At 47.3% G+C, this 22,387-nt stretch carries 19 protein-coding genes; 12 read left to right on the top strand and 7 right to left on the bottom strand.

Translation table 11 applies throughout. From position 1 onward, the window contains the following. The first annotated feature begins 16 nt into the window (after positions 1-16). From SGRA_RS02175 to SGRA_RS02150, 6 genes are all read left to right on the top strand, one after another. On the top strand, positions 17-2,194 hold the full coding sequence (locus tag SGRA_RS02175; protein WP_014373494.1) for a PD40 domain-containing protein: 2,178 nt from the start codon (positions 17-19) through the stop codon (positions 2,192-2,194). Positions 2,195-2,353: 159 nt separating this feature from the next. After that, a complete protein-coding gene (locus SGRA_RS02170; RefSeq protein WP_014373493.1) occupies positions 2,354-3,310 on the top strand; it encodes an isopenicillin N synthase family dioxygenase in 957 nt (318 codons plus the stop codon). Between the two features lie 588 nt (positions 3,311-3,898). Beyond that, on the top strand, positions 3,899-4,408 hold the full coding sequence (locus SGRA_RS02165) for an OmpH/Skp family outer membrane protein (RefSeq protein WP_041329445.1): 510 nt from the start codon (positions 3,899-3,901) through the stop codon (positions 4,406-4,408). A gap of 74 nt (positions 4,409-4,482) precedes the next feature. Next, positions 4,483-4,998 (top strand): OmpH/Skp family outer membrane protein, encoded by a 516-nt coding sequence (locus SGRA_RS02160; RefSeq protein WP_014373488.1) that lies wholly within the window; start codon positions 4,483-4,485, stop codon positions 4,996-4,998. Positions 4,999-5,022: 24 nt separating this feature from the next. Beyond that, the gene (locus SGRA_RS02155; protein WP_014373487.1) at positions 5,023-5,529 is read left to right on the top strand and encodes an OmpH/Skp family outer membrane protein; all 507 of its coding nucleotides are present in this window, start codon (positions 5,023-5,025) and stop codon (positions 5,527-5,529) included. A gap of 129 nt (positions 5,530-5,658) precedes the next feature. After that, a complete protein-coding gene (locus tag SGRA_RS02150; RefSeq protein WP_014373486.1) occupies positions 5,659-8,208 on the top strand; it encodes a S8 family serine peptidase in 2,550 nt (849 codons plus the stop codon). 164 nt (positions 8,209-8,372) lie between these two features. Here the strand turns inward: SGRA_RS02150 and xerD are convergent, their stop codons facing one another. From xerD to SGRA_RS02115, 7 genes are all read right to left on the bottom strand, one after another. Next, complete coding sequence (gene xerD / locus SGRA_RS02145; protein WP_014373485.1) at positions 8,373-9,284, bottom strand: site-specific tyrosine recombinase XerD; 912 nt, start codon at positions 9,282-9,284, stop codon at positions 8,373-8,375. Positions 9,285-9,793: 509 nt separating this feature from the next. After that, on the bottom strand, positions 9,794-10,051 hold the full coding sequence (locus SGRA_RS02140) for a type B 50S ribosomal protein L31 (protein WP_014373483.1): 258 nt from the start codon (positions 10,049-10,051) through the stop codon (positions 9,794-9,796). An 89-nt stretch (positions 10,052-10,140) separates the two neighbouring features. Then, the gene (locus SGRA_RS02135) at positions 10,141-12,342 is read right to left on the bottom strand and encodes a protein kinase domain-containing protein (protein ID WP_014373482.1); all 2,202 of its coding nucleotides are present in this window, start codon (positions 12,340-12,342) and stop codon (positions 10,141-10,143) included. Positions 12,343-12,539: 197 nt separating this feature from the next. Then, on the bottom strand, positions 12,540-13,415 hold the full coding sequence (locus SGRA_RS02130; RefSeq protein WP_041329444.1) for a PP2C family serine/threonine-protein phosphatase: 876 nt from the start codon (positions 13,413-13,415) through the stop codon (positions 12,540-12,542). Positions 13,416-13,517: 102 nt separating this feature from the next. Continuing rightward, positions 13,518-14,186: a vWA domain-containing protein gene (locus SGRA_RS02125; RefSeq protein WP_014373480.1), complete on the bottom strand. Its 669-nt coding sequence runs from the start codon at positions 14,184-14,186 to the stop codon at positions 13,518-13,520. Between the two features lie 268 nt (positions 14,187-14,454). After that, entirely contained in the window at positions 14,455-15,174 is a 720-nt protein-coding gene (locus tag SGRA_RS02120) for a LytR/AlgR family response regulator transcription factor (protein ID WP_014373479.1), read from the bottom strand. Further along, positions 15,171-16,235: a sensor histidine kinase gene (locus SGRA_RS02115; RefSeq protein ID WP_014373478.1), complete on the bottom strand. Its 1,065-nt coding sequence runs from the start codon at positions 16,233-16,235 to the stop codon at positions 15,171-15,173. The genes SGRA_RS02120 and SGRA_RS02115 overlap by 4 nt, the downstream gene beginning before the upstream one ends. 37 nt (positions 16,236-16,272) lie before the next feature. Between SGRA_RS02115 and SGRA_RS02110 the strand changes: the two genes are divergently transcribed. The 6 genes from SGRA_RS02110 to SGRA_RS02075 all read left to right on the top strand — a co-directional run bounded on the left by SGRA_RS02110 (position 16,273) and on the right by SGRA_RS02075 (position 22,294). Next, entirely contained in the window at positions 16,273-16,986 is a 714-nt protein-coding gene (locus SGRA_RS02110) for a hypothetical protein (protein WP_014373477.1), read from the top strand. Positions 16,987-17,595: 609 nt separating this feature from the next. Beyond that, a complete protein-coding gene (locus tag SGRA_RS21105) occupies positions 17,596-18,378 on the top strand; it encodes a hypothetical protein (RefSeq protein WP_245538616.1) in 783 nt (260 codons plus the stop codon). Positions 18,379-18,462: 84 nt separating this feature from the next. Then, positions 18,463-19,101 carry a hypothetical protein gene (locus SGRA_RS02095; RefSeq protein WP_014373474.1) on the top strand — a complete coding sequence of 213 codons (639 nt, stop codon included), beginning with the start codon at positions 18,463-18,465 and terminating at the stop codon, positions 19,099-19,101. A 54-nt stretch (positions 19,102-19,155) separates the two neighbouring features. Then, positions 19,156-20,709, top strand: coding sequence for an NAD(P)H-hydrate dehydratase (locus SGRA_RS02090; protein ID WP_014373473.1), 1,554 nt, complete (start codon positions 19,156-19,158; stop codon positions 20,707-20,709). A 197-nt stretch (positions 20,710-20,906) separates the two neighbouring features. Continuing rightward, complete coding sequence (gene scpB / locus SGRA_RS02080) at positions 20,907-21,476, top strand: SMC-Scp complex subunit ScpB (RefSeq protein ID WP_014373471.1); 570 nt, start codon at positions 20,907-20,909, stop codon at positions 21,474-21,476. 5 nt (positions 21,477-21,481) lie between these two features. Continuing rightward, positions 21,482-22,294 (top strand): pseudouridine synthase, encoded by an 813-nt coding sequence (locus SGRA_RS02075; protein ID WP_014373470.1) that lies wholly within the window; start codon positions 21,482-21,484, stop codon positions 22,292-22,294. The last annotated feature ends 93 nt before the right edge of the window (positions 22,295-22,387 follow it).

Genomic DNA, 22,387 nt, shown 5'->3' with positions numbered 1-22,387 from the left:
AAAAAAACAGAACCCTATGAAACAACTACTTATCTTATTTCCCTTTTTACTATTGAGCTGCTCCCTTTGGGGCCAAAAAGAATTGAAAACCGCCAAAAAGCTATTGAATCGAGGCGACTTTTATGGCGCGGTGGAGGAGTATGAGCAAGCCTTTAAGGAAGAGGCCTTTCAGGGGCAGTCCAAGAAAAAGCAGGCCGAGGCCTATTGGGGCTATGCAGAAGCTTGTCGACAGAGTTTTAACTTTGGCAAGGCGGAGTCTTATTACCGCAAATTGAGCCGAATGGGAGAGGAGCGGGCGGCTTATCCGAGCATGGATTTTTATTATGCCTACACCTTGAAGCACAATGCCAAATATTCGGAGGCAATTGTAGAGTTTGAGGCCTTTTTGGCCAAGGCGGTTAGGGGCCGGGAATTGCAGGCTTTGCAAGAGCGGGCCAAGCATGAGCTAGACGCTTGTAAATTTGCCGAAGAGATTTATAAAAAGCCCATTGAGGGGGTAGAAGTGATCTCTTTGGGCGAAAAAGTGAATACCGCTTATGCCGATTTTTCTCCGCATTTGGTGGGCGATGAATTGTATTTTTCTGCCCTGCGTTTTGAGCAGGATGCCAAGCGGAGAATGAGCGCCAAGGCCTCGACCAAGCAATATTTATATGGAAAAATTTTGCGTTCTAGAGACCGAGGGCAAGGAAATGCGGCCTTTGTGCCGGGTTTGAACCGCAAATACACCAATGTGGGTAATTCGGCCCTGAGTGCAGATGGGCAGTGGTTATATTATACACTTTGCGAGCGGAATCCTCAGAATGAATTGGAATGTGAAATATATAAAGTGCCCAAAAAAGGCAATGCTTGGGGCAAGCCAGCGGCTTTGCCTAAATCGGTCAATGCGCCTAGAGGCTATACCACGACTCATCCTAACCATAGTTTTGATAGTTTGCAAAACAAAAGCCTGCTCTTTTTTGCTTCTGACCGCAAAGGGGGATTTGGGGGCTTAGATATTTGGTGCGTAGAAGTTTTGGGCGATAACAAATATGGAAAACCCTTTAATTTGGGGCCCGAAATCAACACCAAAGGCAATGAGGCCACGCCTTTTTATCATGCCAAAACGCAGACGCTTTATTTTAGCTCTACTTGGCATTTGGGTTTGGGCGGCTATGATATTTTTAAGGCCAAACGAGAGGATGATAGCTGGTCGGCTCCTCAAAATGTGGGTGTGCCGCTCAATTCTGCGGCCAATGACTTGTATTTTTACATTGCGCCAGAGCTAGACACCTTTGGTTATTTTTCTTCTAATCGGCCCGGCTCTAAAATCTTGACGGGAGAATCTTGTTGCAATGATATATATGCCTTAACCTTGCCGGTGGAGATTGAGCCTGGAGATTTGATTGTAGAGCCCGAATTGAGTCCTTTGGATAGCCTTTTGGCCCAAGACCCCGTATTGACGGGTATAGAATTGGAGCCAGAAGTCCCAGAGGCGGTTCCAGAAACGCCCAAAAAAGATAGTAGCTTAACGCCTCCTGTAGCTGTTGTGGATCCTGTTGATCCGCCAGTGATGGAGTCAGATAGTTTGCCCAAGGAAGTCATTGAAGAAGCGCCTAGCATAGCCAATTTACTAGAGAAATTGCCCATTAGTTTGTACTTCCACAATGATAGTCCAGACAAACAAACTTATGCCACCACTACAAAAAAGAGCTATACGGAATCCTACCAAGCTTATTTGCAACTACAAGTGCAATATGAGGAGGAATTTTCGGCCCAATACGATGGGGTAGAAGTGCAGCAACGGGCCAAAGCTAGAGTGGCCAAGTTTTTTGAGCAGGAAGTAGTGGGAGAATATGCTCGTTTACAGCATTTTCTGGGGCAGTTGCTCAGGCTTTTGGAGACTGGCCAAGCCGTAGAGTTTCACTTGAGAGGCTATTGTAGTCCCCGTTCTTCTTCGGCTTATAATATCAACTTGGCCAAAAGACGGATTTCGAGTATGCGCAATGAAATGGAGCAATTTCAAAATGGGGCATTTCAGCCTTATTTGCGCTCTGGGCAGCTCAAATTTGTAGAGCTTTCTATTGGAGAAACGGAGGTGCCGGCTGGCGTTAGCGATGATATTAACGACCCTCGCAACTCTATTTATAGTGTAGAGGCTGCGGGCCAAAGAAAAATACAGATTGAGATGATTATGGCACAGCCAGAGGAAGAGTAGGTTCTGCAGCTAGAAGCCCTAATCCGGGAAAAAATCTTGTAGGCCGAGAAAAAAGGACAAAAAAGTCGATTTTTTTATTAGATTTGTGCAACAAACTACTTTCGTGCTGCTCAGAAAGGAAAAAGAGAGCAGTACACTTACCATCAATGCATTTTAGTTATGGCAACTATTACCGGAATTCCTCAGGTAGACCTGAGTCAGTTCGTAAAGGGTGATGCCTCTCAGCAAGCTGCTTTTGTTGAGGCCCTAGGAAAAGCATTTACAGAAATTGGTTTTGTGGGCGTCGTGAATCACGGCATTCCCAAAGAGTTAATTAAGAAGTTCTTTGAAGAGTCTGAGCGCTTTTTTGCGCAAGACCTAGAAATCAAAGACAAATATGAGGTCAAAAATGGCGCTGGACAAAGAGGATATTGCTCTTTTGGCCGCGAACATGCCAAACAATCTAATGTTGGTGACCTTAAAGAATTTTATCAGTTTGGCCAAGAGTTGCCCGAAGGACACGAACTCAAAGATGTGTACATGGATAACATCTACACCGATGAGTTGCCTGAGTTCAACAAAACAGCCCGTGAGTTGTACCAAGCTTTTGAAGCTTCTGGCGCTCACTTGCTAGAGGCTATCGCTATTTTCTTGGGACTAGACCGCAATTATTTCAATCCTCATATTGAGGGCGGAAACTCGATTTTGCGCGCTATTCACTATCCTCCCATCACGCAAGAACCCAAATCGGCTATCCGCTCAGAAGAGCATGAGGACATTAACCTCATTACCCTTTTGGTAGGCGCTTCTGCCGACGGACTACAAGTGCGTCCCTTGGGCCAAGATTGGATCGATGTGAAAGCTTTAGGTGACGGTATCGTCATCAATGTTGGAGATATGCTACAACGCCTCACCAACAACAAATTGAAGTCGACTACCCACCGTGTAGTGAACCCACCACGAGAGCTTTGGTACACTTCACGCATCTCTATTCCTTTCTTCTTGCATCCCCGCAGCGATATGGATTTGACTTGCCTAGAAGATTGCGTAACCGAAGAAACGCCCCTACAATACGAGCCAATTACCGCTGGCGAGTACCTAGATGAGCGTCTACGCGAAATCGGACTTAAAAAATAAACGCCTTGCTTGCAAGCGTTTTAAATAGAAGAGCAGTCTCGCTTTAGAGGCTGCTCTTTTTTTGATTTTTTTATAGATTTTTGTTTTTTGGGGCCTCCGCCTCCCTTCGGTCGTCGGCGCTACGTTTCAGGGCTCGCAGGTCTGCTCGGCCCTGCGCGGGCTTTGCCCGCTGGGTCTGCGGCTTTGCCGCCCCCTTCCACATCGCTAGGCCAGGGCCCAACCCTTTTGCCTATACATCAGTTTAAGGAGAAATAGCATCTTTGCTAGGGCAGGCTAATTATTTTTGGCCCAAAACTTGGCTAATAGACCATAAAGGGCCGCAGAAAAGGGCCAAAAGTCCCCACTACAGCTGAGCGGCTGAGGGATGGATAGCAGGGCCGCCAAAGGCGGCAGACCAAAGCGGCGCAGCCGCTGCAGGGCCGAGCAGACTTGCGAGCTGCGACACAGCCCGACCCGCCCGATAATTCATGAGGGTTTTAACCCTCATTTTGCATAAGTTCGCAAAGCGATACCGCTTTGCGCTGGGTTTCAACCCAGCGGAAGGGGCAGCCCCAAAAAATCAAATACTGAATAATTAAATAAATAGAAATGAAAAACCTCTTATTAAGCCTAACGCTACTGCTGTCTAGCATGAGCTTTTCTTTTGCACAAAGGGCCGCTTATGTGGATATGACCAAAATTATGGATGCTGTGCCCGAATATAAAACCGCACAGGCCGAATTGGACCAATTGGCAGAGCGTTGGCGGCAAGAAATTGCCAAAGAATACGAACAAATTGAACAACTCTATCGGGAATATCAGGCCAGAGAGGTCTTGATGAGCGAAGAGATGAAAACCCAAAAACAAAACGAAATTATTGAGAAAGAAAAGGCCGTTAGAGCCTTGCAAGACCAGCGTTTTGGACCAGAAGGAGAGCTCTTTTCTAAACGCCAAAGCCTAGTGAAACCCATTCAGGAAAAGGTCTACAAAACGATCGAACTACTGGCCAAGGAACGCAATTACGACTTCATTTTTACGGCCCCCGATGGCAGCCAAATGATTTATGCCAAAGCCGATAAAGACCTTACGGCAGAGGTGGTCAAGCGCTTGGGCAAATAAGTTCCTTAGATTTCGCCAAAAAAATTTATTTTTGTGCGCTTAATTCGTCAAACTTCAAAATTTTAAGAAATACTATGAAAAAGCTTATGCAGCTCAGCAGCATTTTGATGTTGCTTACTTTTATGGCCTTTAGCTCAGTGAGCTACGGCCAACAAAAAATTGCCTACGTAGATGCCGATGTCATCATTCCCAATATGCCCGAATACAAAAGAGCCAAAGCCGAGGTAGAATCTTACCGCAAGATTTTGGAAAAACAACTAGAGGGGAAGCAAGCGACTATGCAGCAGTACTATGCCGATGTAATGGCTAAGGTGCAAGCAGGAACAATGACGCCCATTCAGCAAAAAGAAGCGGAGCAGAAATTGGCCAAAATGCAGGAAGATTTGCAAAAACAGGCCCTCAAAGCCGATGAGGATTTGGTGCGCAAAGAACAAGACCTTACTAAGCCCCTTTATGAAAAATTTGAGTCTAAACTCAAAGAAGTGGCCAAGGAAAATGGTTATGCCTATATCCTAGACAAAAAGATGTTGCTCTATCACCAAGGTGGCAGCGATGCAACAGCCAAACTCAAAGCCAAGCTTGGCATTTAATTTCACCCCAAAACAATTAGTATTATGAAATTGGCTTCTTTTTTTAGCCTAATGGCCTGCTTGCTCTTTTTGGCAGCTACGCCACTATCGGCCCAAAAAATGGCTCATGTAGATGGCGACGCGATTATTCCCAATATGCCCGCCTACAAAAGAGCAAAAGCAGAGGTAGAATCTTATGGTAAAATTTTGCAAAAGCAACTAGAAGCAGAAAGCAAAAAGGTCCAGGATTTTTATACCAGCACCATGGAAAAAGCACAGCAAGGTTTGCTTTCTCCTGCACAACAAAAACAAGCAGAAGAACAACTGCAGAAAATGCAGCAAGCTTTGCAGCAAAAAAGCGCAGAAGCAGAGCGTTCTTTGGCCAAAAAAGAACAGGACCTCATCAAGCCGCTTTATGAGCAGTTTAATAAGGCCCTTACCGATGTAGCTGCCGAAAATGGCTATAGCTATATTATGGATGTAAAGCTTATTATGTACTCTGAAGGAGGCATTGATGCTACCTCAAAAGTAAAAGCAAAATTGGGCATTTAATCCATTTTGTTTTAGGACAAAGAAAAGGGAGTTGACCATTTGGTCAACTCCCTTTTTTACTTTTTTTGTAGCCGTTTCGCTTTTCTAAAGCGTTAATTAAGAAAACCCGCCCCTTCAAATCTGTATAATATGCGATTGTATTTAACTAGTTTTTTTCTGTTTTTGAGCAGCCTCCTTTGGGGCCAAGCGCAGCCCGGAGAGTATATTGTTTTGCTGCATAAGCAGGAGCAAATTCGCCAGCTCATGGCCGAATTGCCCGGCCAATGGGCGGCCCCAGAGTTGCTGATTCCCCAGAGCAGCTATTTTTTGCTCAAAACAAATTCAACTAGCGATCTTTTGCCCGAACTCTGGGGCCTGCCCGAAGTCAAAATGGCCCAAAGAAACCGCCGCCTCAAATATCGCCAAATTCCCAATGATAGTTTATTGGGCCAACAATGGCAACATCAAAATACAGGACAAGCTGGAGGTCCAGCCGGCCTAGACCATAATGCTTTTCCCGCCTGGCAATTGGCGGGCGGCGGCGATAGCAGCCGCCTTGGCGACCCCATTGTGCTGGCCATTGTTGATGATGGGGTAGAGAAAACACATCCCGATTTAGCCCCCGCCATTTGGCAAAACCAAGCCGAAATTCCCAATAATCAAATTGATGAGGACCAAAATGGCTATGTCGATGATTTTTGGGGTTGGAATAGCAACAGCCAAAATGACCAAATTCAAGGGGGAAATCATGGGAGCGCTGTAGCCGCCTTAGCCGCTGGCCGAGGCAATAATGCTACAGGTATCGCTGGCCTAGCCTGGAACAGCCAACTGCTGATCATCCGAAATGATTTTAATACTACTGAGGCCAATATTTTGGCCGCCTACGGCTATGTCTTGCGCCAACGGCAACGCTACAATCAAAGCAATGGACAAGAAGGGGCCTTTGTGGTGGCTTGTAATTCTTCTTGGGGCTTAGATCATGCTTTGCCCAATTCGGCGCCGCTTTGGTGTGGCTTTTACGATAGCTTGGGGCAGGCCGGGATTCTTAGCGTGGCTGCCACCACGAATAATGACGTTAATGTAGAAACCGCTGGCGATTTGCCCAGCCTTTGCAGCAGCGATTACCTAATTGTTGTGACCAATCTAAACCGTTTTGGGCTGCGGGCTGGGGGCTATGGCGCTCTTTCTGTAGATCTTGGCGCTTTTGGCGATGGGGTGTTTACGGCCCAAAATGGAGGAAGTTATGGTAGCTTTGGCGGAACCTCTGCCGCTACGCCTTCGGTAACGGGCAGTATAGCCCTAGCCTATGCGGCGGCCTGTCCCAATTTTATGCAATGGGCCAAACGCTGGCCTGCCGCGGCTGCCTTGGCCGTTAAGGCAACGCTTTTGCAAAGCGGAACGCCCAGCGGCAGCCTGCAGACGATTACCACAAGCTCCTCTTATCTCAATGCGGGCCAATTGGTCCAACAACTGCCTTGCCCCGCCGATAGCTGCCTTTTACCTCCCGATTTTTATTTGGAGGCCTTTGATGAGGGCTTTTATTTGCATTCGCCACATTATGAGGATAGTCTGCAAGTTTTGCTCAGAACCGATGCCAGCTTTCCCTGGGATACCCTCTACCTCTCTAGCCGTGATACCCTAGCTAATTTGGCCCATTGCCAGCGCTATGAGCTCAAAATCTATCCGCTTTGTGGCCCTCAAGATAGCCTTTTGCTGCAATTAAGTACTACAGATTGCTGTCTGCCGCCTCAGTCCGAAAGCTGGAGCCTCAATGCCAATCAAGAACGAGAATTATTGGCCCATTTGCCTAGCAATGCCTCTAGCTCGGCCCTGCGATTTCGGCCTCATAATAGCGGACAGTCTTGGCAGCAGCTGGCGGCTATAGATAGCCTTTTTGTTTTGCCACTGCTCGATAGCTGCCTCCTTTTTGAGTACCAGCTGCAGAGCCATTGCCTAAGGGGCGATAGCAGCGATTGGGGGCCCCTGCATTTTTTCCGCAGCGAAGGTTGCCCTGCCTGCAGCCCACAACAATACTGCAATATGCAGGGCCTACAAAATACCTTTGACTGGATCGAGCGCATTCGCCTAGGCCAATATGAGCAGCAAACGGGCAATAATGGCGGCTATTTTTGGCAAGATAGTCTGGTCTTGCATTGGCCTATTGGCCAGTCGATTCCCTTTGAGGTAGAACAGGGCGATCTCTATCAGGAAAGCCTCCGCATTTGGCTGGACCTCAATGGCGATGGCGATTTTGAGGATGCCGATGAGCTACTTTATGAAGGCCAATTTAATGGAAGCAATTTGCTTTTGGGCCAGTTGTATTTGCCACAGCAGGCGCAGCCTGGCCCCAGCCGCCTGCGGATAGCCCTGCGCTGGAACCAATATCCAGAGCTTTGTCAACAACATCAAAATGCCGAAACCGAGGATTATTGCGTTTATCTTACGCCTTATACGAGCACGGTGCTTAGCGAAAAGGAAGCGCTAAAACTTTGGCCGCAACCCAATTCGGGCCAATTTCAACTCCGTTTGCCCAAGGCGGGAACTTTCTCTTACCAGCTTTACAACCTACAGGGCCAAGTCTTAGAAACTGGAACCGTTCAAGGGCCAAATACTAGCCTGAATTTACAAAATAAGTATCCTGCTGGACAGTACTTTTTGCAGCTTGGTCTTTGGTCTAGCCCACTCATGTTAATCGATTAGAGGTTTTGGGGCTGCCCCTGCGGCCTTCGGCCTTGGGTCGGGCCATTTCGCAGCTCGCAGGTCTGCTCGGCCCTTCGGTGCAAAGCGCCTCGGTCTGCCGCCTTTGGCGGCCCTGCTACAGCCCCTCAGCCTGCGGCCCTGAGGGGCCTGTAGGGCGCCAAAAGTTACTCTTTGGGCTTTTGTTGTTGTGCGGGATGAAATGAGCGCAAACTTTCTTTTAAGTAGCGATTATCGAGTTGACTGTAGAGTTCGGTGGTGGTAATAGAGGCATGACCTAATAGTTGCTGGACCAATCTCAGGTCGGCCCCACCTTCTACCAAATGGGTGGCAAAGCTATGGCGAAAACTATGGGGCGAAATGTTTTTTTCTATGCCTGCATCGGCCACCGCTTTCTTGACCACCAAAAAGAGCATTTGTCGAGAGAGCTGTTTGCCTCTTCTATTCAAAAAGACAATATCTTCCGCTTTGGGGGCAATTTCTGTATGTTTTCTTTGCTCCAAATAAAAGAGCAGTTGTTGCTTAGCTGATTCTCCAATGGGGACAATGCGTTCCTTTTGACCCTTTCCCCAAAGGCGAATAAGGTCCATTTCTAGCAAAAGGCCCGATAATTTGAGTTCGCAAAGCTCGCTGGCCCTTAGGCCACAGGCATAGAGCAGCTCGAGCATGGCGCGGTTGCGGTGCCCCTGCGGATGCGAGAGATCGATGGCATTGAATATTTGGTCCACCTCATCAATACTGAGGTATTCGGGCAGTTTTCGGGCCTGTTTTGGGGCTTCTAATAGGACCGAGGGGTCTTGCTCTACCAATTGCTCTAGACGCAAAAAGGCAAAAAAGCTTTTAATAGAAGAGAGCATACGGGCCTGGCTGCTTTTGGCCAAGCCGAGCTTTTGTAGTTCTTGAATAAAGCTTCTTAGCGTCTGCTTATCTATATCGGCCAATTGTTCTAGCTCCTCTTGTTGCTTGAGGTAGCGGTTGAGCTGCTTCAAATCACTTTTATAAGCGGCCAAAGAAGCATTAGATAAGCCCTTTTCCAATTGCAAAAAGGCTTCAAAAGCAGGCAAATAAAGGTCTAGCATAGCATAAATTAAAGGGGACAAAAATAAAAAGGCTGTAAAATAGAAATTTAAAAAAGTTAAAAATTGTCTAATAAAAAAGCAGGAAAGGCTGCTTTGACAAAATTTATTTTCCTAAATTAGAAGCCTAAAGCGGAAATTTATGTACCGTTATTCTGAAAGTGTAGAGGTTTTTTTCCTACAAGGGGAAGAAAATCTCTTTTTTTTGCCCTATGCGGCTCTACAGGCGGCGAAGCCGCCGCAGGCTGAGGGATGGAAAGTGGTGGCCGCAGGCCAGACCCAAGTTTTTTGAAGCGAAGCGAAAAAAACTGCAGGGCCGAGCAGAGCTGCGAGCCACGACACAGCCCGACCCGCCCGATAATTCATGAGGGTTTCAACCCTCATTTTGTATCACTTCGCAAAGCGATACCGCTTTGCGCTGGCTTTCAACCTAGCGGAAGGGGCAGCCCCAAATAAAAAAAGCACAACAACCATAGCGGTTATTGTGCTTGTGTTTTGGCAAAAAGAAAAGCCTAGCCCAAGTCGAACTTGGCAAATTTCTTTTTGAACTTGTCGATACGTCCAGCAGTATCTACAAAAGTCATCTTTCCTGTGTAGAAAGGATGAGAGGCGCTAGAGATCTCCAATTTAATGAGGGGATACTCATTGCCATCTTCCCAAGTGATCGTGTCTCTGCTAGGAGCAGTAGAACGAGTTAGGAAGCTGTAGTCTGTAGAAATATCTTTGAACACGACAAGACGATAGTCTTCTGGATGCAATCCTTGTTTCATGGCCAAAAATTGGTTTTGAATGATGATTCATAATAAAGCGAGGGCAAAAATAAGCATAAATCTCAAAAAAGCAAGAGAAAAGCCAACTTTTATCGGAGCTGAGTGAGCTCTGAGCGCAAAAGTTTAATTTTCTGGTTGAGGTCCTTGAGTTTATGTTCCTCGCCATGTAATTCGATTAAGAGGTCGTTGCGAGTTTTGAGTAACTTTCGGTAGGCTTTATCGAGGAGTTTGTCATCCAGCTGAGATTCTTGGCGAATTTCTTTAGAGGCTTTTTTGACAATATCCTCAATTTTGATTTTGTGTGTTTCTCCTTCTTCGACCAGTTCCTTTTGGGCTTGGTCGTATCGATTTTGAATAAGTTGCAGTTCTTTTTCAAAGCTATTTTTCCAGTCTTCTAGCTGCCGAGCAATTTGCATTTCTTCGCTTTTGTCTATGCCTTCGGCTCCGGCCCAATAGGGCAGTTGCTGTAGTTTTTGCTCGGGGCTATGGCCCAGAATCTGGCTATAAGGCGCAGCCTGCAAGTAGTTTTGATACTGTTGGCGCAGCGCTCGGATTTCCTTGGCTTCGGCCCGCATCAGCTCTCTAGCTTTTTGGTCTTGCACCTTAATTTGGTAGCTTTCTTTGGCAATGTCAGCTTGAATTCTTTGGTTGGCCGAGCGAACATTTTTGCCATAGGTATTTTGGAAATTGCGCTCTCTTTTCTCCTTGAGCTTGAGCAAGGTGTCTAGTTCTTGGCGAATATCCTGTACCTTTTGCTTGAGCTTAACTCTTTCTGTAAACAGGCTATATTGCTTGTCTTCTAGGTATCGGCGGCGCTGAGATTTGGTCAGGGCCATTTGTTCTTGGGCAAACTCGAGCAGTTGACTTACTTTTTTGCCCACAAATTTCGTGATACTCTGGCCCGAACTAATGATCAGCGGGATAAGCACAAAGAGCCAGCTCGTCGGGCTCGTAACGAGGTTGAAGATCGTTCTGGGAATAAAGAAAAAGAGCTCGCCTAATACCTCAAAAGCGGTGGCAAAGTCAAAATCATTGGATACGGCACCAATAAGAAAGACAAAGGCCACAATCACCACAAAGACAATCCCAACAAACTTCAATAAGTTCAGGGCAATGCGTCCAGCAGTTTTGTAGAGCTTCACTGTTTTCTCTCTAAAGAGCCTTTGGTTCATGCCGCCATCTATCAATTGCTCTTGTAGCTCTTTGAGCTCTGGTGCGGCTAGCTTGAGCTCGGCTACGGCTCGGCTGACGGCTAGTTCGTACCAGTTTTGCTGCTGTTTATGTTCTACAGAAAGGACCTTAGAGGGCAGCGGCCGATCAATCAGCAAAAGGGGGCTATTCATAAAGGTGCTTCCCCATTCTTCAGCCGAAATGCGTTCTTCTGGCTGCTGATGGCCCGCAACAAAGCTTCGGTTAAAAAGGGCTTGGATTTCCTCTTCTAGCTCTTCAAATTGCCGATGCGGAGGCGGAATCACACTAAATAGCTCTTGCCGATGGTGCACATAGAGCCCCTGATGAATCTTATCGCCCAAAGAAACCATCTGGTCATAAGGCGGTAGGGCAGAGGCCGCAAAGGGGTGAATCCCTAGCAAAAGGCGATAAAAAATAACCGCCAAGCTAAACTCATCCCAACTTTTGGGGATACACTTTTCGCCGGGGCGCAAACCATCATAATACTCTGGGGGAGTATACTCTGGGGTCACCACCGTAGCGGGAAAAACAGTTTGCCCATTTTCCACTACCTCAATAGAGTCCATATCCACCAAAGCAATCAGTCCATTGCTCTGAATCAAGACATTATCGGGCTTTAGGTCTACTAAAACATAGCGACCACTGGCATGCAATTGAGAAACGGCAGCGGCAATATTATAGCAAACTTTCATCCGAAGGCGCCAGGCATCTTCATGTCCAAAAGCTAGGCGGTGCCAAGCACGGCCTAGGCGTTTGGGCAAATTGGGGGCACAGAGCACCTCCAATTTTTCGCCTTTGGCCTTGGGCATGAGGTAACCCACAAAATTATCCTGAGCATCATAGAGCAGTTGGTCCACCCAAATAATGGGCTGATGTTGGCCTTCCTGCTCCACATTGGGCCGATTATTAAGCATATAGCTCAGCTTCTCCTCTCGGCTTTCGCTCTTGCGCTTATGCGGATGATAAATTTTGGCCACATAATCCAAATAACGAACGGGATGCTCAATGGCATACAGGCCGCCCTCCCCTCCACTTGCAAAGGGTTTGTCGGGCAAACTGATGGCCTCTTTACTGCCGGCTATATAAAACTGTTGGGGCATAGTTTAAAAATGGGTAGAAGATAAAGGAGAACAGCGCATATATTTTTTCTTTGGGGCTTCCCCTCGCTGCGCTCGGGTCGGGCTGTATCGCAGCTCGCTATTCGCTCGGCCCTTCGGCGGCTTTGCCGCCTCGGTCTGGCCCTGCGGGCCACTGCTGTCCATCCCTAAGCCAAGGCGCTTCGCGCCTTTCTGGACCTTTAAATATTTTTTTCTTGGGGCACTTCGGCTAGACGAACGGCCAAAATCATACTTTTGTCGTCAATCTCATGTTTAAATTGCTTGGTGCCAGCGGTCAAAAAGCCGCTCCATAGTGTATTGATTTCCGCCTGGCTTTTTTGCTCTTTATGCAGTTGGCGAAGGCCAGGCACATTGGGCTCAAAAAAGCGGGGAAATGGTCGATTGGGATCGCTGTATTTTTTTGTTTTGGGGTCAAAGATATTAACCTCAAAAGCCGCTTTTTCGCAACCGTCGCTCATTAGGGCAAAGGCGCGAATTGGGCCAGTAGTTACCGAGCTTTCAATGTATTCCTCAATGCCGGCGGGATTCCAAATTCTAGAGGTAATAAAGACCGTTTCATTGGCTTCATTGCCTCGGTAAGGGGCAATAAGGGCCTTCCATTGGCCTGGGGCATCGGAGTAGGCGGCCCGGCCATCGCCAATATGTACGGTAAGTAGGGCCCCTTCACAGTAGAGGGTGGCCAAGACCGTACAAGCCAATTGAGGCAGCGGAATTTCTCTTTTTTCGGCAAACTGCATGAGGCGTTGCATGACCAGTTGCAGGGCTCTTTGGGCCTCTTTGCGCCAAGTTTGTTCATCGGGCAGTTGGCTGGGCGACCAAGCACAGCGCTGAATCACTTCCTCTAAACAATGGGCCGTATTTCGGGCCACAAAATCAGACCCAATATGTGATTGGGCCGCAGAACCTGCACCATCGCAGACCACCGCCACCCCCCAATCTTCATTGATGCGGTGGTGGGCCGTGCTATCTTGGCAGGGGGTGCCCGATTGAATATGTCCGTTGCCAATTACCGAAGCATAGGCTAAGACCCAAGGGCTTTTTTCTTCCTGATTCATAAGCAATAAAAAATCAAGGGTTGGCGCTTTTGGCCCACCCTTATTCTAAATTATAGGGAAGCAGTTCTTGGGCAAGGGCTCAAGAACTGCTTGGCAAAAAAATTAAAACTTCATTTGGGCCCAATCACTAATAGGAGGAAGCTCAATGGTTTCTCCTTCTTTAGATTTGGTAATAATGCCAATACTATTGCTCAACCACTTGAAGAACTCCGAGAACTTATAGCCTGCTAGAGGCATAGGCGGAGCGGTTGGGGGGCAGATGCGTTGTAGGGTAGCATGATTGTATCCTTTTACACCCAGGCCAAAAAAGGTAAAGCGCTTGCCTTCTACGGCTTCGCGGATTTCGGCAGAAATGCCATTGACATCCTGGTCTCTATCGGGTTCGCCATCGGTAATGAGGACCACAATAGGACGGTAATAGGGCTGCCCAGTTTCTTTGTACCATTGCTTGCGCTCTTCTGTTTTGCGCATCGCTTCTCGAACAGCATCGACTAGGCGAGTGGTACCACTAACGCCCAAAGTAGGCATATCAAAGCCCTCAATTAGTGAGGGTTCTTGGATTGTATTGATTCGGCTGCCAAAAGTAACAATACTTACCTCTAGGCGGTTGGCCGCAATGAGGTCCTCCTCAATAGCCGCATAAAACTCCTGCAAGCCACGGTTGAGCTCGCGGATAGGTTCGCCACCCATAGAGCCCGAAGTATCGAGGACCAAGGTGCACAAACATTTCTGTTCGTAATTGTCTGGGGTTTCTCCCTGAAAGTAGCTCATAATTATATAGATTATTTCAGTTGATGCATGAAGATTTTTATCTATTACTTAAGTGTTTTTTTGTTTTCAAGGTTCAGTAGAGGGCCATTTTATTGGTCCAATTGGGCGGCGAAGCCGCCCCTGGCCGCAGGCCAGAATGGCCTAGCGATGTGGAGCAGTGGCCGTTAGGCCAGACCAAGGCGCTGCAAGCGCCGCAGGGCCGAGCAGACCTGCGAGCTGCGCAACGTAGCGCCGTAAGGCGAAGCCGCAGCGGAGGCCCCAAAACAGCTTACAAGCGCTTTTCATTGATAATGGCCAGCAGCTCGTCGCGATAATTTTTGCCCACGGGAATACTTTTGCCATTGAGCTCCAGCATATTGCCTTCTAGCATCGCAATTTTGCTCAGGTTGGCGATATAGGAGCGGTGGACCCTTTTGAAGAGCTGGGCGGGCAGTTTGGCCTCTAGCAACTTCATGGTTTGCAGGGTAACGATTCGGCCTTGGGGTGTATGTAAAATAACATAATCCTTGAGTCCTTCAATATAAAAAATTTCGTCGAAACGGACCTTAATTAGTTTTTTATCTGCTTTGACAAAGATATAGTCGCTGCCTTTGGTTTGGGGTTCTGCGGCTTTTGTTTGTCGTTCTTGCCCTCTATTTTTTTGCAGTCCCATGGCCTTATTGATGGCCTTGACAAAGCGATCGAAAGCGATGGGTTTGAGCAGATAATCGACGACATTGAGCTCATAGCTTTCTAGGGCATAATTGGAGTAAGCCGTGGTAAAAATGACCAAGGGCGGCTGGGCCAATGTTTTGAGAAAATCGATACCTGAAATTTGGGGCATATGAATATCGAGCAGCATGAGGTCTACCTTTTGGCTATTGAGTTGCTCAAAGGCTTCGATAGCATTTTGGCAGCTACCGATTAGCTGAAGGCTGGGTATTTTTTCAATATAAGTTTGCAGAACGTCTCTGGCTAGGGGTTCGTCATCAACGATTAAAACATTCATAGTTCTTCCTTTGTCAGTGTTAAGAGGACCTGATAGCTGCTGGGGTCCTCCATAATTTGGAGTTGGTGTCGTTTGGGGTAGAGGAGCTCGAGGCGGCGGCGGACATTGCTCAGGCCAATACCTCCTTGGTGATAAAGCTCGCCTTTGGGCTCGCTACTTTTGCTATTTTCTATCCTAAAGTTAAGTTTTTTTTCTTCAATTTGTAATTCTATCCAAACATAGCCTTCCTCAATACTATTAGAGAGGCCATGTTTAAAGGCATTTTCTAGAAAGGGAATAAAGAGCAGGGGGGGCACTTCTACGCTTTGCGGAAGCGGCTGGGGGTAATGCAGGGCAATCTGGGCCTTGTCGCCATAGCGGATTTGTTCCAAGGCCAGATAGTTTTCCATATAACTAATTTCCTTTTGTAGGGGAACCATTTTCTCATTGCATTCATAAAGCATATAGCGCATCATGGCCGAAAGGCGGAGGACCAGCTCTGGGGCCTTATCCGATTTCTTTAGGCTGAGGGCATAGAGGTTGTTGAGGGTGTTAAAAAGGAAGTGGGGATTGATTTGCGACTTAAGAAAACTGAGCTCCGATTGCAGGTTCCGCTTTTCTAAATCTCTCTTGATGCGCTCTTGCCGCAACCATTCTTTGCCAATTTTTAGGGCGGTACTCAGACTGAGGACAAAGAAATTGAAAAGGAAATGAATATGTTGGTTTTTGAGCAGATGTTCTTGTGCCGCCGTATATTCGTCCATCACCCAATATAAACAAATCAGCTCTAGGGGTGTAATGAGAAAGGTGGCAAAGGTGGCCATCAGAAAGTAGCGGCCAATTTTCTTCTGGGCCAAATATTGGGGCAAGATTTGCCAGAGGTTCCAGTAGACCAAAGCCATCACAAAAAACAAATGGATGCCTAAGGTCTTTAGGGTAAAGGGCAGCTCTGCCCAGCCATTGTAGTTAATGGTGAGCATCAGGTTAAAATAGAGCAGCCACAATAACAAATGGTAGAGCCAGGGGCGCTCGACATAGCGCCAAAAGCGGCTCATCCAATTTAAAGGGACCGTAGCTTCCATAGGTTTTCGTTCTTCACTCCAAAATTAAGCATTGCTCATGAAGCTGTATCATCAATTTATATTAGTGGGCTGTTTGGCCCTGATTGCCCTCTATTTATATTGGGCCGAGCCTAGAAAGGGACCTAGCCCCAGCGAAAAAGCCGAGGCTTATCAAGAGCTCTTGGCCCAAATTGATCAAAAAAAGCGCATTTTCCAAAAAAAATATAAGGAGGACCAAATGCTGGCCATTGCCGAAAGCCGGGCCTTTGTCACAGATCAACTCAGTCAAAAGATTTTTCCCGCCTGGTATGGTACGCCTTGGGCTTTTCATGGCACTAGCCAAGAACCGGGGCAGGGAAAAATTGCCTGCGGTTACTTCGTCAGTGGCTGCCTCAAAGATGCAGGCTTTAAGCTGCCCCGAGCCAAAATGGGCCAGCAGGCGGCCTCGGTCATTATTAAGTCTATGGCCGCAAAATCTAGCATTCAGACCTATACCAAAATGTCTGACCTCCATTTTTACCTCAAGCGAGCTAGCCCCGGCATCTTTATTCTAGGCCTCGATAAACATGTGGGCTTTATCTGGAAAAATGAGGCGGAAGAATGCTTTTTTATCCACTCCTCAGGTATGTACCCCCGCCAAGTGGTCCAAGAACCGCTAGAAAAATCAAAGTCGGTCCTCAAGTCTAAGATCAAAATGGTGGGCGCTCTAGGCCCCAATATGGCGCTTTGGCAAAAATGGATGCATAACGAACAAATTAAATTGGCCTCTTAAGGTCCAAAGAATAAAGAAGTCTACTCTAGGCCCTAAACTTAGGTTTGGGGCCTTTTTTATGCCCAAAATTTACCCTTAGCGATTCAAAATAAACTGCTGTAGGAGGAGTTGGGGCCTCAGCTGCGGCTTCGCCTTGCTGCGCTACGTTCCGCAGCTCGCTGTTCGCTCGGCCCTGCGTCGCCTTCGGCTCCTTGGTCTGGCGCTGCGCGCCACTGCTGCACATCGCTAGGCCGTTTGGCCTTCGGCCATAGCTGCAGCTTGAAAGCCGCAGCCCATTTCGAAACAGCTAAGCAAGCTTTTGGCTGCCCTTTCCTGCGCCTAGGGACAAGCCCCTAGGCTAGCTTTTTCAGACAGCCCTCTAAAGAGGGCCTTTGGATGAGGTTTTTCTTTGCGATAACTACTTAGCAAAGCCCTGTACATAAGCCTTTGAAGCCCTTTAGGGCTGACTCCATTGGATTAGCCTAGGGGCTTGTCCCTAGGCGACTATTGGCTGAAGTCTAGCAAGCTAAAGACCCAAATTTTATTCTAATACACAAAATCCTGAACAGTCCCTCCTGCATTTGCGATAAGCTATTGGGAATTTGTGAAACGGCAATTGTAAAGCAGGCTGTGCTATTTGCAATTTGTGAAACGGCAATTGTAAAAGAGGCTATGCTATTCGCAATTTGTGAAACGGCAATTGTAAAAGAGGGTATGCTATTCGCAATTTGTGAAACGGCAATTGTAAAAGAGGGTATGCTATTCGTAATTTGTGAAACGGCAATTGTAAAAGAGGCTATGCTATTCGCAATTTGTGAAACGGCAATTGTAAAGCAGGCTAAGCTATTCGCAATTTGCGAAACGGCAATTGTAAACTGCGGTAAGCTATTCGCAATTTGTGAAACGGCAATTGTAAAGCAGGCTAAGCTATTTGCAATTTGTGAAACGGCAATTGTAAAGCAGGCTGTGCTATTTGCAATTTGTGAAACGGCAATTGTAAAAGAGGCTATGCTATTCGCAATTTGTGAAACGGCAATTGTAAAAGAGGGTATGCTATTCGCAATTTGTGAAACGGCAATTGTAAAAGAGGGTATGCTATTCGTAATTTGTGAAACGGCAATTGTAAAAGAGGGTATGCTATTCGCAATTTGTGAAACGGCAATTGTAAAGCAGGCTAAGCTATTCGCAATTTGCGAAACGGCAATTGTAAACTGCGGTAAGCTATTCGCAATTTGTGAAACGGCAATTGTAAAGCAGGCTAAGCTATTTGCAATTTGTGAAACGGCAATTGTAAACTGCGGTAAGCTATTCGGAATTTGTGAAATGGCAATTGTAAACTGCGGTAAGCTATTCGGAATTTGTGAAACGGCAATTGTAAACTTGGCTAAGCTATTCTTAAGAGGGCTGCTTTAGGCTAGAGCAAAAAGGGGAGGCATAAAATTTTAAACCCTCTGGCCTATTTTTAAAGCGGGGCTTTGTACCTTTGCGCAAAAAGCCATGCCCCGATATATCTACTTCTTATTATTTCTTCCGTTCTTTTGGGCCTGCCAATCGGAGCAGGCGCCCTCAAGCGAGGCGCCCACTCTAGCCGAGCCCGATAGTTTGCCCTTGCCCGCTGCCGCAGCTACCGATAGTTTGCCCATAGATTCTTTGATTAAGGATTGGTACAAAAAGGAATTGGGGCAGGGCTACAGCATTCGCTTCCCCAAAAAGCCAAGGCGCCTAAGGAACCGAAGCCGAAGCAAAACCCGCTACCGACTAGAGGCCAAAACTTATAGCTTACAACTTACGGTGGCCGATTTAAAAGAGGAGCAATCTTATGCCGATTACCAAAAAGATAAGGAGCGCTTTTATGACTTGGTGATACAGGACCTAATTATGGACCTAGATGCCAATAGCCGGGAGGCCAATAGCATTAACTTGCGGGCAGAAAATAGCTTTTTGTACCTAGATATTTATCCTGCCCACAATTTTCGCCTAGAAGGAGCCGATTTTCAGCTTTCGGGCCGATTGATTGTGATAGGCAGACATTTATACAGCCTAGCTGTGGTCTCTTTTAATGGCTGGACGCCCGATGTACAGGAAGTAGAACGCCTATTTATGGCCTCTTTGCAAAAAGAACTGTATATTGAATAGCTTTGGCTCGACTAAAGCAGAAAAAAAAGAACTTTCCCCATTAAAAAAGAAATCATGAAAATACTGACACTAGAACAACTAAGAGCGGCAGAACAGGCCGCCTTAGCCGCCGAACAAATTAGCAATTTGGACCTGATGCAACGGGCCGCTAAAACCTTTGCAGATTGGGTAGCCGAGCAGTTCCCTGCCGGAGAGTACCAATGGCTGAGCTTTCTTTGTGGCTCTGGAAATAATGGTGGCGATGGACTAGCCGCTGCCCGCATCCTCTCTGAAATGGGCTATGGGGTAGAGGTCTTTATTTATCGCTTACAAAGAGAAACCGAGGACTTTTTGGACCAATATGAGGCCCTTAAAGCTAGCGGCGAGGTAGAGATTACCGAAATCCTCAGCCTAGCCGATCTCCCCGTTTTTGATGAACGTGAAATTATTGTAGATGCGCTTTTGGGCTCTGGCCTTAACCGCCCTTTAGAGGGCGAATTGGCGGAAATTGTCGAAGCCATCAATCAATGTCCCAATATTATTTTGGCCCTAGATTGTCCCACGGGCCTACAGGCCGAACAACCTACGGTTAGCAGTAGCATTCAGGCCGATTATACCCTCAGTTTTGAGACCCCTCGCTTTGCTTTTATGTTCCCCGATAATTATGATCGGGTGGGCGAGTTTCATTTTCGCTCTATTGGCTTGCCGCAGGAGTTTATTGCCAATTTGCCAGCGCATAATTATTATGTGACGCCTAAAACCATTGCCAATATTTACCAGAAAAGAGGTAAATATGCCCATAAAGGGCTTTTTGGTCATGCCTTGCTCATTATGGGGAGCCACGGAAAAATGGGGGCGGCTATTTTGGCCACTCGTGCTTGTTTGCGGGCAGGGGCTGGCCTAGTGACCGTGCATGTGCCGAGCTGCGGCTATGAGGTGATTCAGGGCGCTGTGCCCGAGGCCATGGTCAATTTAGATGATGATCGCTATGTGTTTACCCGCATCTACGATCTCCAAAAATACAATACAATTGCCATTGGTTGCGGATTGAGCACCAAGAACAAAACCCGCAATGCACTTTGCTATTTGCTTAAGCACCGAGATACGCCCACGGTCCTAGATGCCGATGCTTTGAACATTTTGGCGCAGAGTCCAGACTGGTGGGAGTACATCCCCAAACAGAGTATTCTCACGCCGCATCCCAAAGAGTTTGAGCGTATGTTTGGCCGCAGCCACAACAATTTTGAGCGCTATGAATTGCTGCGCCAAAAGGCCATGGAACTAGAGGTTTACATCATTCTCAAGGGCGCGAATAGCTGTATTGCGACCCCAGAGGGCAACTGCTATTTCAACTCAACGGGGAACCCTGGCATGGGGACCGCGGGTAGTGGCGATGTGCTCACGGGCATCTTGACGGGCTTGCTGGCCCAACCCTATAGTCCCTTAGAGGCCTGTATTTTAGGGGTTTATGTGCATGGTTTGGCGGGCGATTTGGCCGTAGTGGAGAAGAGCCAAGAGGGCCTAATGGCAGGCGATCTGATTGATTATTTGGGTAAGGCCTTTTTGGCCCTAAACCCCAAGCGCAAAAAGATACAGAAGAAGGTCCAGAGCAAGCATCCTATTGTTTAGCTTTGGGGCCCGCGGCCGCCCTGTATAGGGGGGCGGCCGCCGCTATGCTGCGGGGCTCGCTGTTCGCTCGGCCCTGCGCGGGCTTCGCCCGCTGGGTCTGGCCTTCGGCCACCCGCTCCGCAGCGCTGGGCCATTTGGCCTTCGGCCAAGGCGGCTGCGCCGCCTTTTTGGTCCAACTTCTATAAATAAGCAAAAGCATGCAAGAACATTTAGAACGATATATAGAGGCGCTCATCTTCAGTGCAGAGCTGCCGATAAAATTGGGGGAAATAGTAGCTTGTTTGGAGTCGGCTTTTAGCGATAGCTTTAGCAAAAAACAGGTCCAACTGGCTATAGAGGGCCTGATGGCGCGCTACCAAGAGGAGCAATATAGTTTTGAGCTTTTAGAAATTGCGGAGGGCTATCAGTTTTTGACCAAAAGCAACTACTACGATTTGATTGGGATATATCTCAAGCAAAAGAGCAAGAAAAAGCTATCGCGTTCGGCCCTAGAGACCTTGGCCATAATTGCTTATCAGCAGCCGGTGTCTAAGTCGGAAATGGAGCGTGTGCGGGGCGTAAGCTGTGATTATGCCGTGCAAAAATTGCTAGAAAAAGAATTGATAGAAATAAAGGGGCGGTCTACAGATCCTGGTCGACCCTTATTATATGGAGTAAGTAGTAAATTTATGGAGCATTTTGGGTTGGCGTCAATGAAAGAGCTGCCCAAGCTCAAGGAGTTTAAACTGCCAGATAACGCCATTGGCGAGGCAGAAAAGTTAATATAGTCAAGATGAAAAAAGAAAAGTATAGGGGGCCATTTCGCAACAGACGAAAGGGGCAGCCCAAGGAGCAGAAAGAAGAGCAAAAGGCGCCGCAAGAGGAGCGCAGCGATATGCGTTTGAATAAATACTTGGCTCATTCGGGGGTGAGTTCTAGACGCAAAGCCGATGAGATCATCAAAGAAGGGCGAGTCACTGTAAACGGCCAGGTTGTTTTAGAAATGGGGCATCGGGTAGAGCCAGAAAAAGACGAGGTCAAACTAGATGGCAAAGTCATTACGCCCATAAAAGAGTATGTTTATTTGTTGATGAACAAACCATATAATGTCATCAGCACCGTTAGTGATGAGCGGGGGCGGCGGACCGTATTGGATATTGCCAGAGAGCATACGATGAAGCGGGTATATCCCGTAGGGCGTTTGGACCGCAACACAACGGGTTTGCTTTTGCTGACCAATGATGGGGATTTGGCCCAAAAAATGGCGCATCCTAGTTATGAGGTGACTAAAATTTACCGCATTACCTTAGACAAGCCGGTGGCGGAGGAGCATGTAGAGGCTATTCGCAACACCTTAGAGTTGGAGGATGGTCCGGCTCCGGTAGACAAAATTGAGTATGTGCCAGATAGTGATGGCCGTAGTTTGAACGTAGAGCTACATATTGGTCGCAACCGCATTGTTCGGCGATTATTTGAGCATTTTGGTTATGAGGTTAAGCGTTTGGACCGAAGAAAGTACGGCATGCTGACCAAAAAGGGCTTACGGCCTGGGCATTGTCGGCCTTTGCGGGCAGATGAGCTAGCCATATTGAAGCATTTGACCTAATGAAGGAAAAAGGAGGAAGAGGCGAATCTCTTGCTCCTTTTTTACGTTAAAGAAGTAGGCGGTTGGCGGCCTACAAAAGCGAAGAAGGGGGCA

This window comes from Saprospira grandis str. Lewin (assembly GCF_000250635.1).
Lineage (GTDB): Bacteria > Bacteroidota > Bacteroidia > Chitinophagales > Saprospiraceae > Saprospira > Saprospira grandis.
The sequence above is the reverse complement of the archived record's forward strand: the minus strand, read 5'-3'. Positions and strand labels throughout refer to the sequence as shown.

What these genes read in the sequence shown, in the direction of transcription:
- SGRA_RS02120 (WP_014373479.1), bottom strand. Translation starts at nt 15,174, where the DNA reads ATGAATGTTTTAATCGTTGATGACGAACCCCTAGCCAGAGACGTTCTG.
- SGRA_RS02075 (WP_014373470.1), top strand. Translation starts at nt 21,482, where the DNA reads ATGAAAAAAGAAAAGTATAGGGGGCCATTTCGCAACAGACGAAAGGGG.
- SGRA_RS02115 (WP_014373478.1), bottom strand. Translation starts at nt 16,235, where the DNA reads ATGGAAGCTACGGTCCCTTTAAATTGGATGAGCCGCTTTTGGCGCTAT.
- SGRA_RS02095 (WP_014373474.1), top strand. Translation starts at nt 18,463, where the DNA reads ATGCCCCGATATATCTACTTCTTATTATTTCTTCCGTTCTTTTGGGCC.
- SGRA_RS02125 (WP_014373480.1), bottom strand. Translation starts at nt 14,186, where the DNA reads ATGAGCTACTTTCAGGGAGAAACCCCAGACAATTACGAACAGAAATGT.
- SGRA_RS02165 (WP_041329445.1), top strand. Translation starts at nt 3,899, where the DNA reads ATGAAAAACCTCTTATTAAGCCTAACGCTACTGCTGTCTAGCATGAGC.
- SGRA_RS02135 (WP_014373482.1), bottom strand. Translation starts at nt 12,342, where the DNA reads ATGCCCCAACAGTTTTATATAGCCGGCAGTAAAGAGGCCATCAGTTTG.
- SGRA_RS02090 (WP_014373473.1), top strand. Translation starts at nt 19,156, where the DNA reads ATGAAAATACTGACACTAGAACAACTAAGAGCGGCAGAACAGGCCGCC.
- SGRA_RS02110 (WP_014373477.1), top strand. Translation starts at nt 16,273, where the DNA reads ATGAAGCTGTATCATCAATTTATATTAGTGGGCTGTTTGGCCCTGATT.
- xerD (WP_014373485.1), bottom strand. Translation starts at nt 9,284, where the DNA reads ATGCTAGACCTTTATTTGCCTGCTTTTGAAGCCTTTTTGCAATTGGAA.
- SGRA_RS02160 (WP_014373488.1), top strand. Translation starts at nt 4,483, where the DNA reads ATGAAAAAGCTTATGCAGCTCAGCAGCATTTTGATGTTGCTTACTTTT.
- SGRA_RS02140 (WP_014373483.1), bottom strand. Translation starts at nt 10,051, where the DNA reads ATGAAACAAGGATTGCATCCAGAAGACTATCGTCTTGTCGTGTTCAAA.
- SGRA_RS02170 (WP_014373493.1), top strand. Translation starts at nt 2,354, where the DNA reads ATGGCAACTATTACCGGAATTCCTCAGGTAGACCTGAGTCAGTTCGTA.
- SGRA_RS02175 (WP_014373494.1), top strand. Translation starts at nt 17, where the DNA reads ATGAAACAACTACTTATCTTATTTCCCTTTTTACTATTGAGCTGCTCC.
- SGRA_RS02150 (WP_014373486.1), top strand. Translation starts at nt 5,659, where the DNA reads ATGCGATTGTATTTAACTAGTTTTTTTCTGTTTTTGAGCAGCCTCCTT.
- scpB (WP_014373471.1), top strand. Translation starts at nt 20,907, where the DNA reads ATGCAAGAACATTTAGAACGATATATAGAGGCGCTCATCTTCAGTGCA.
- SGRA_RS02155 (WP_014373487.1), top strand. Translation starts at nt 5,023, where the DNA reads ATGAAATTGGCTTCTTTTTTTAGCCTAATGGCCTGCTTGCTCTTTTTG.
- SGRA_RS02130 (WP_041329444.1), bottom strand. Translation starts at nt 13,415, where the DNA reads ATGAATCAGGAAGAAAAAAGCCCTTGGGTCTTAGCCTATGCTTCGGTA.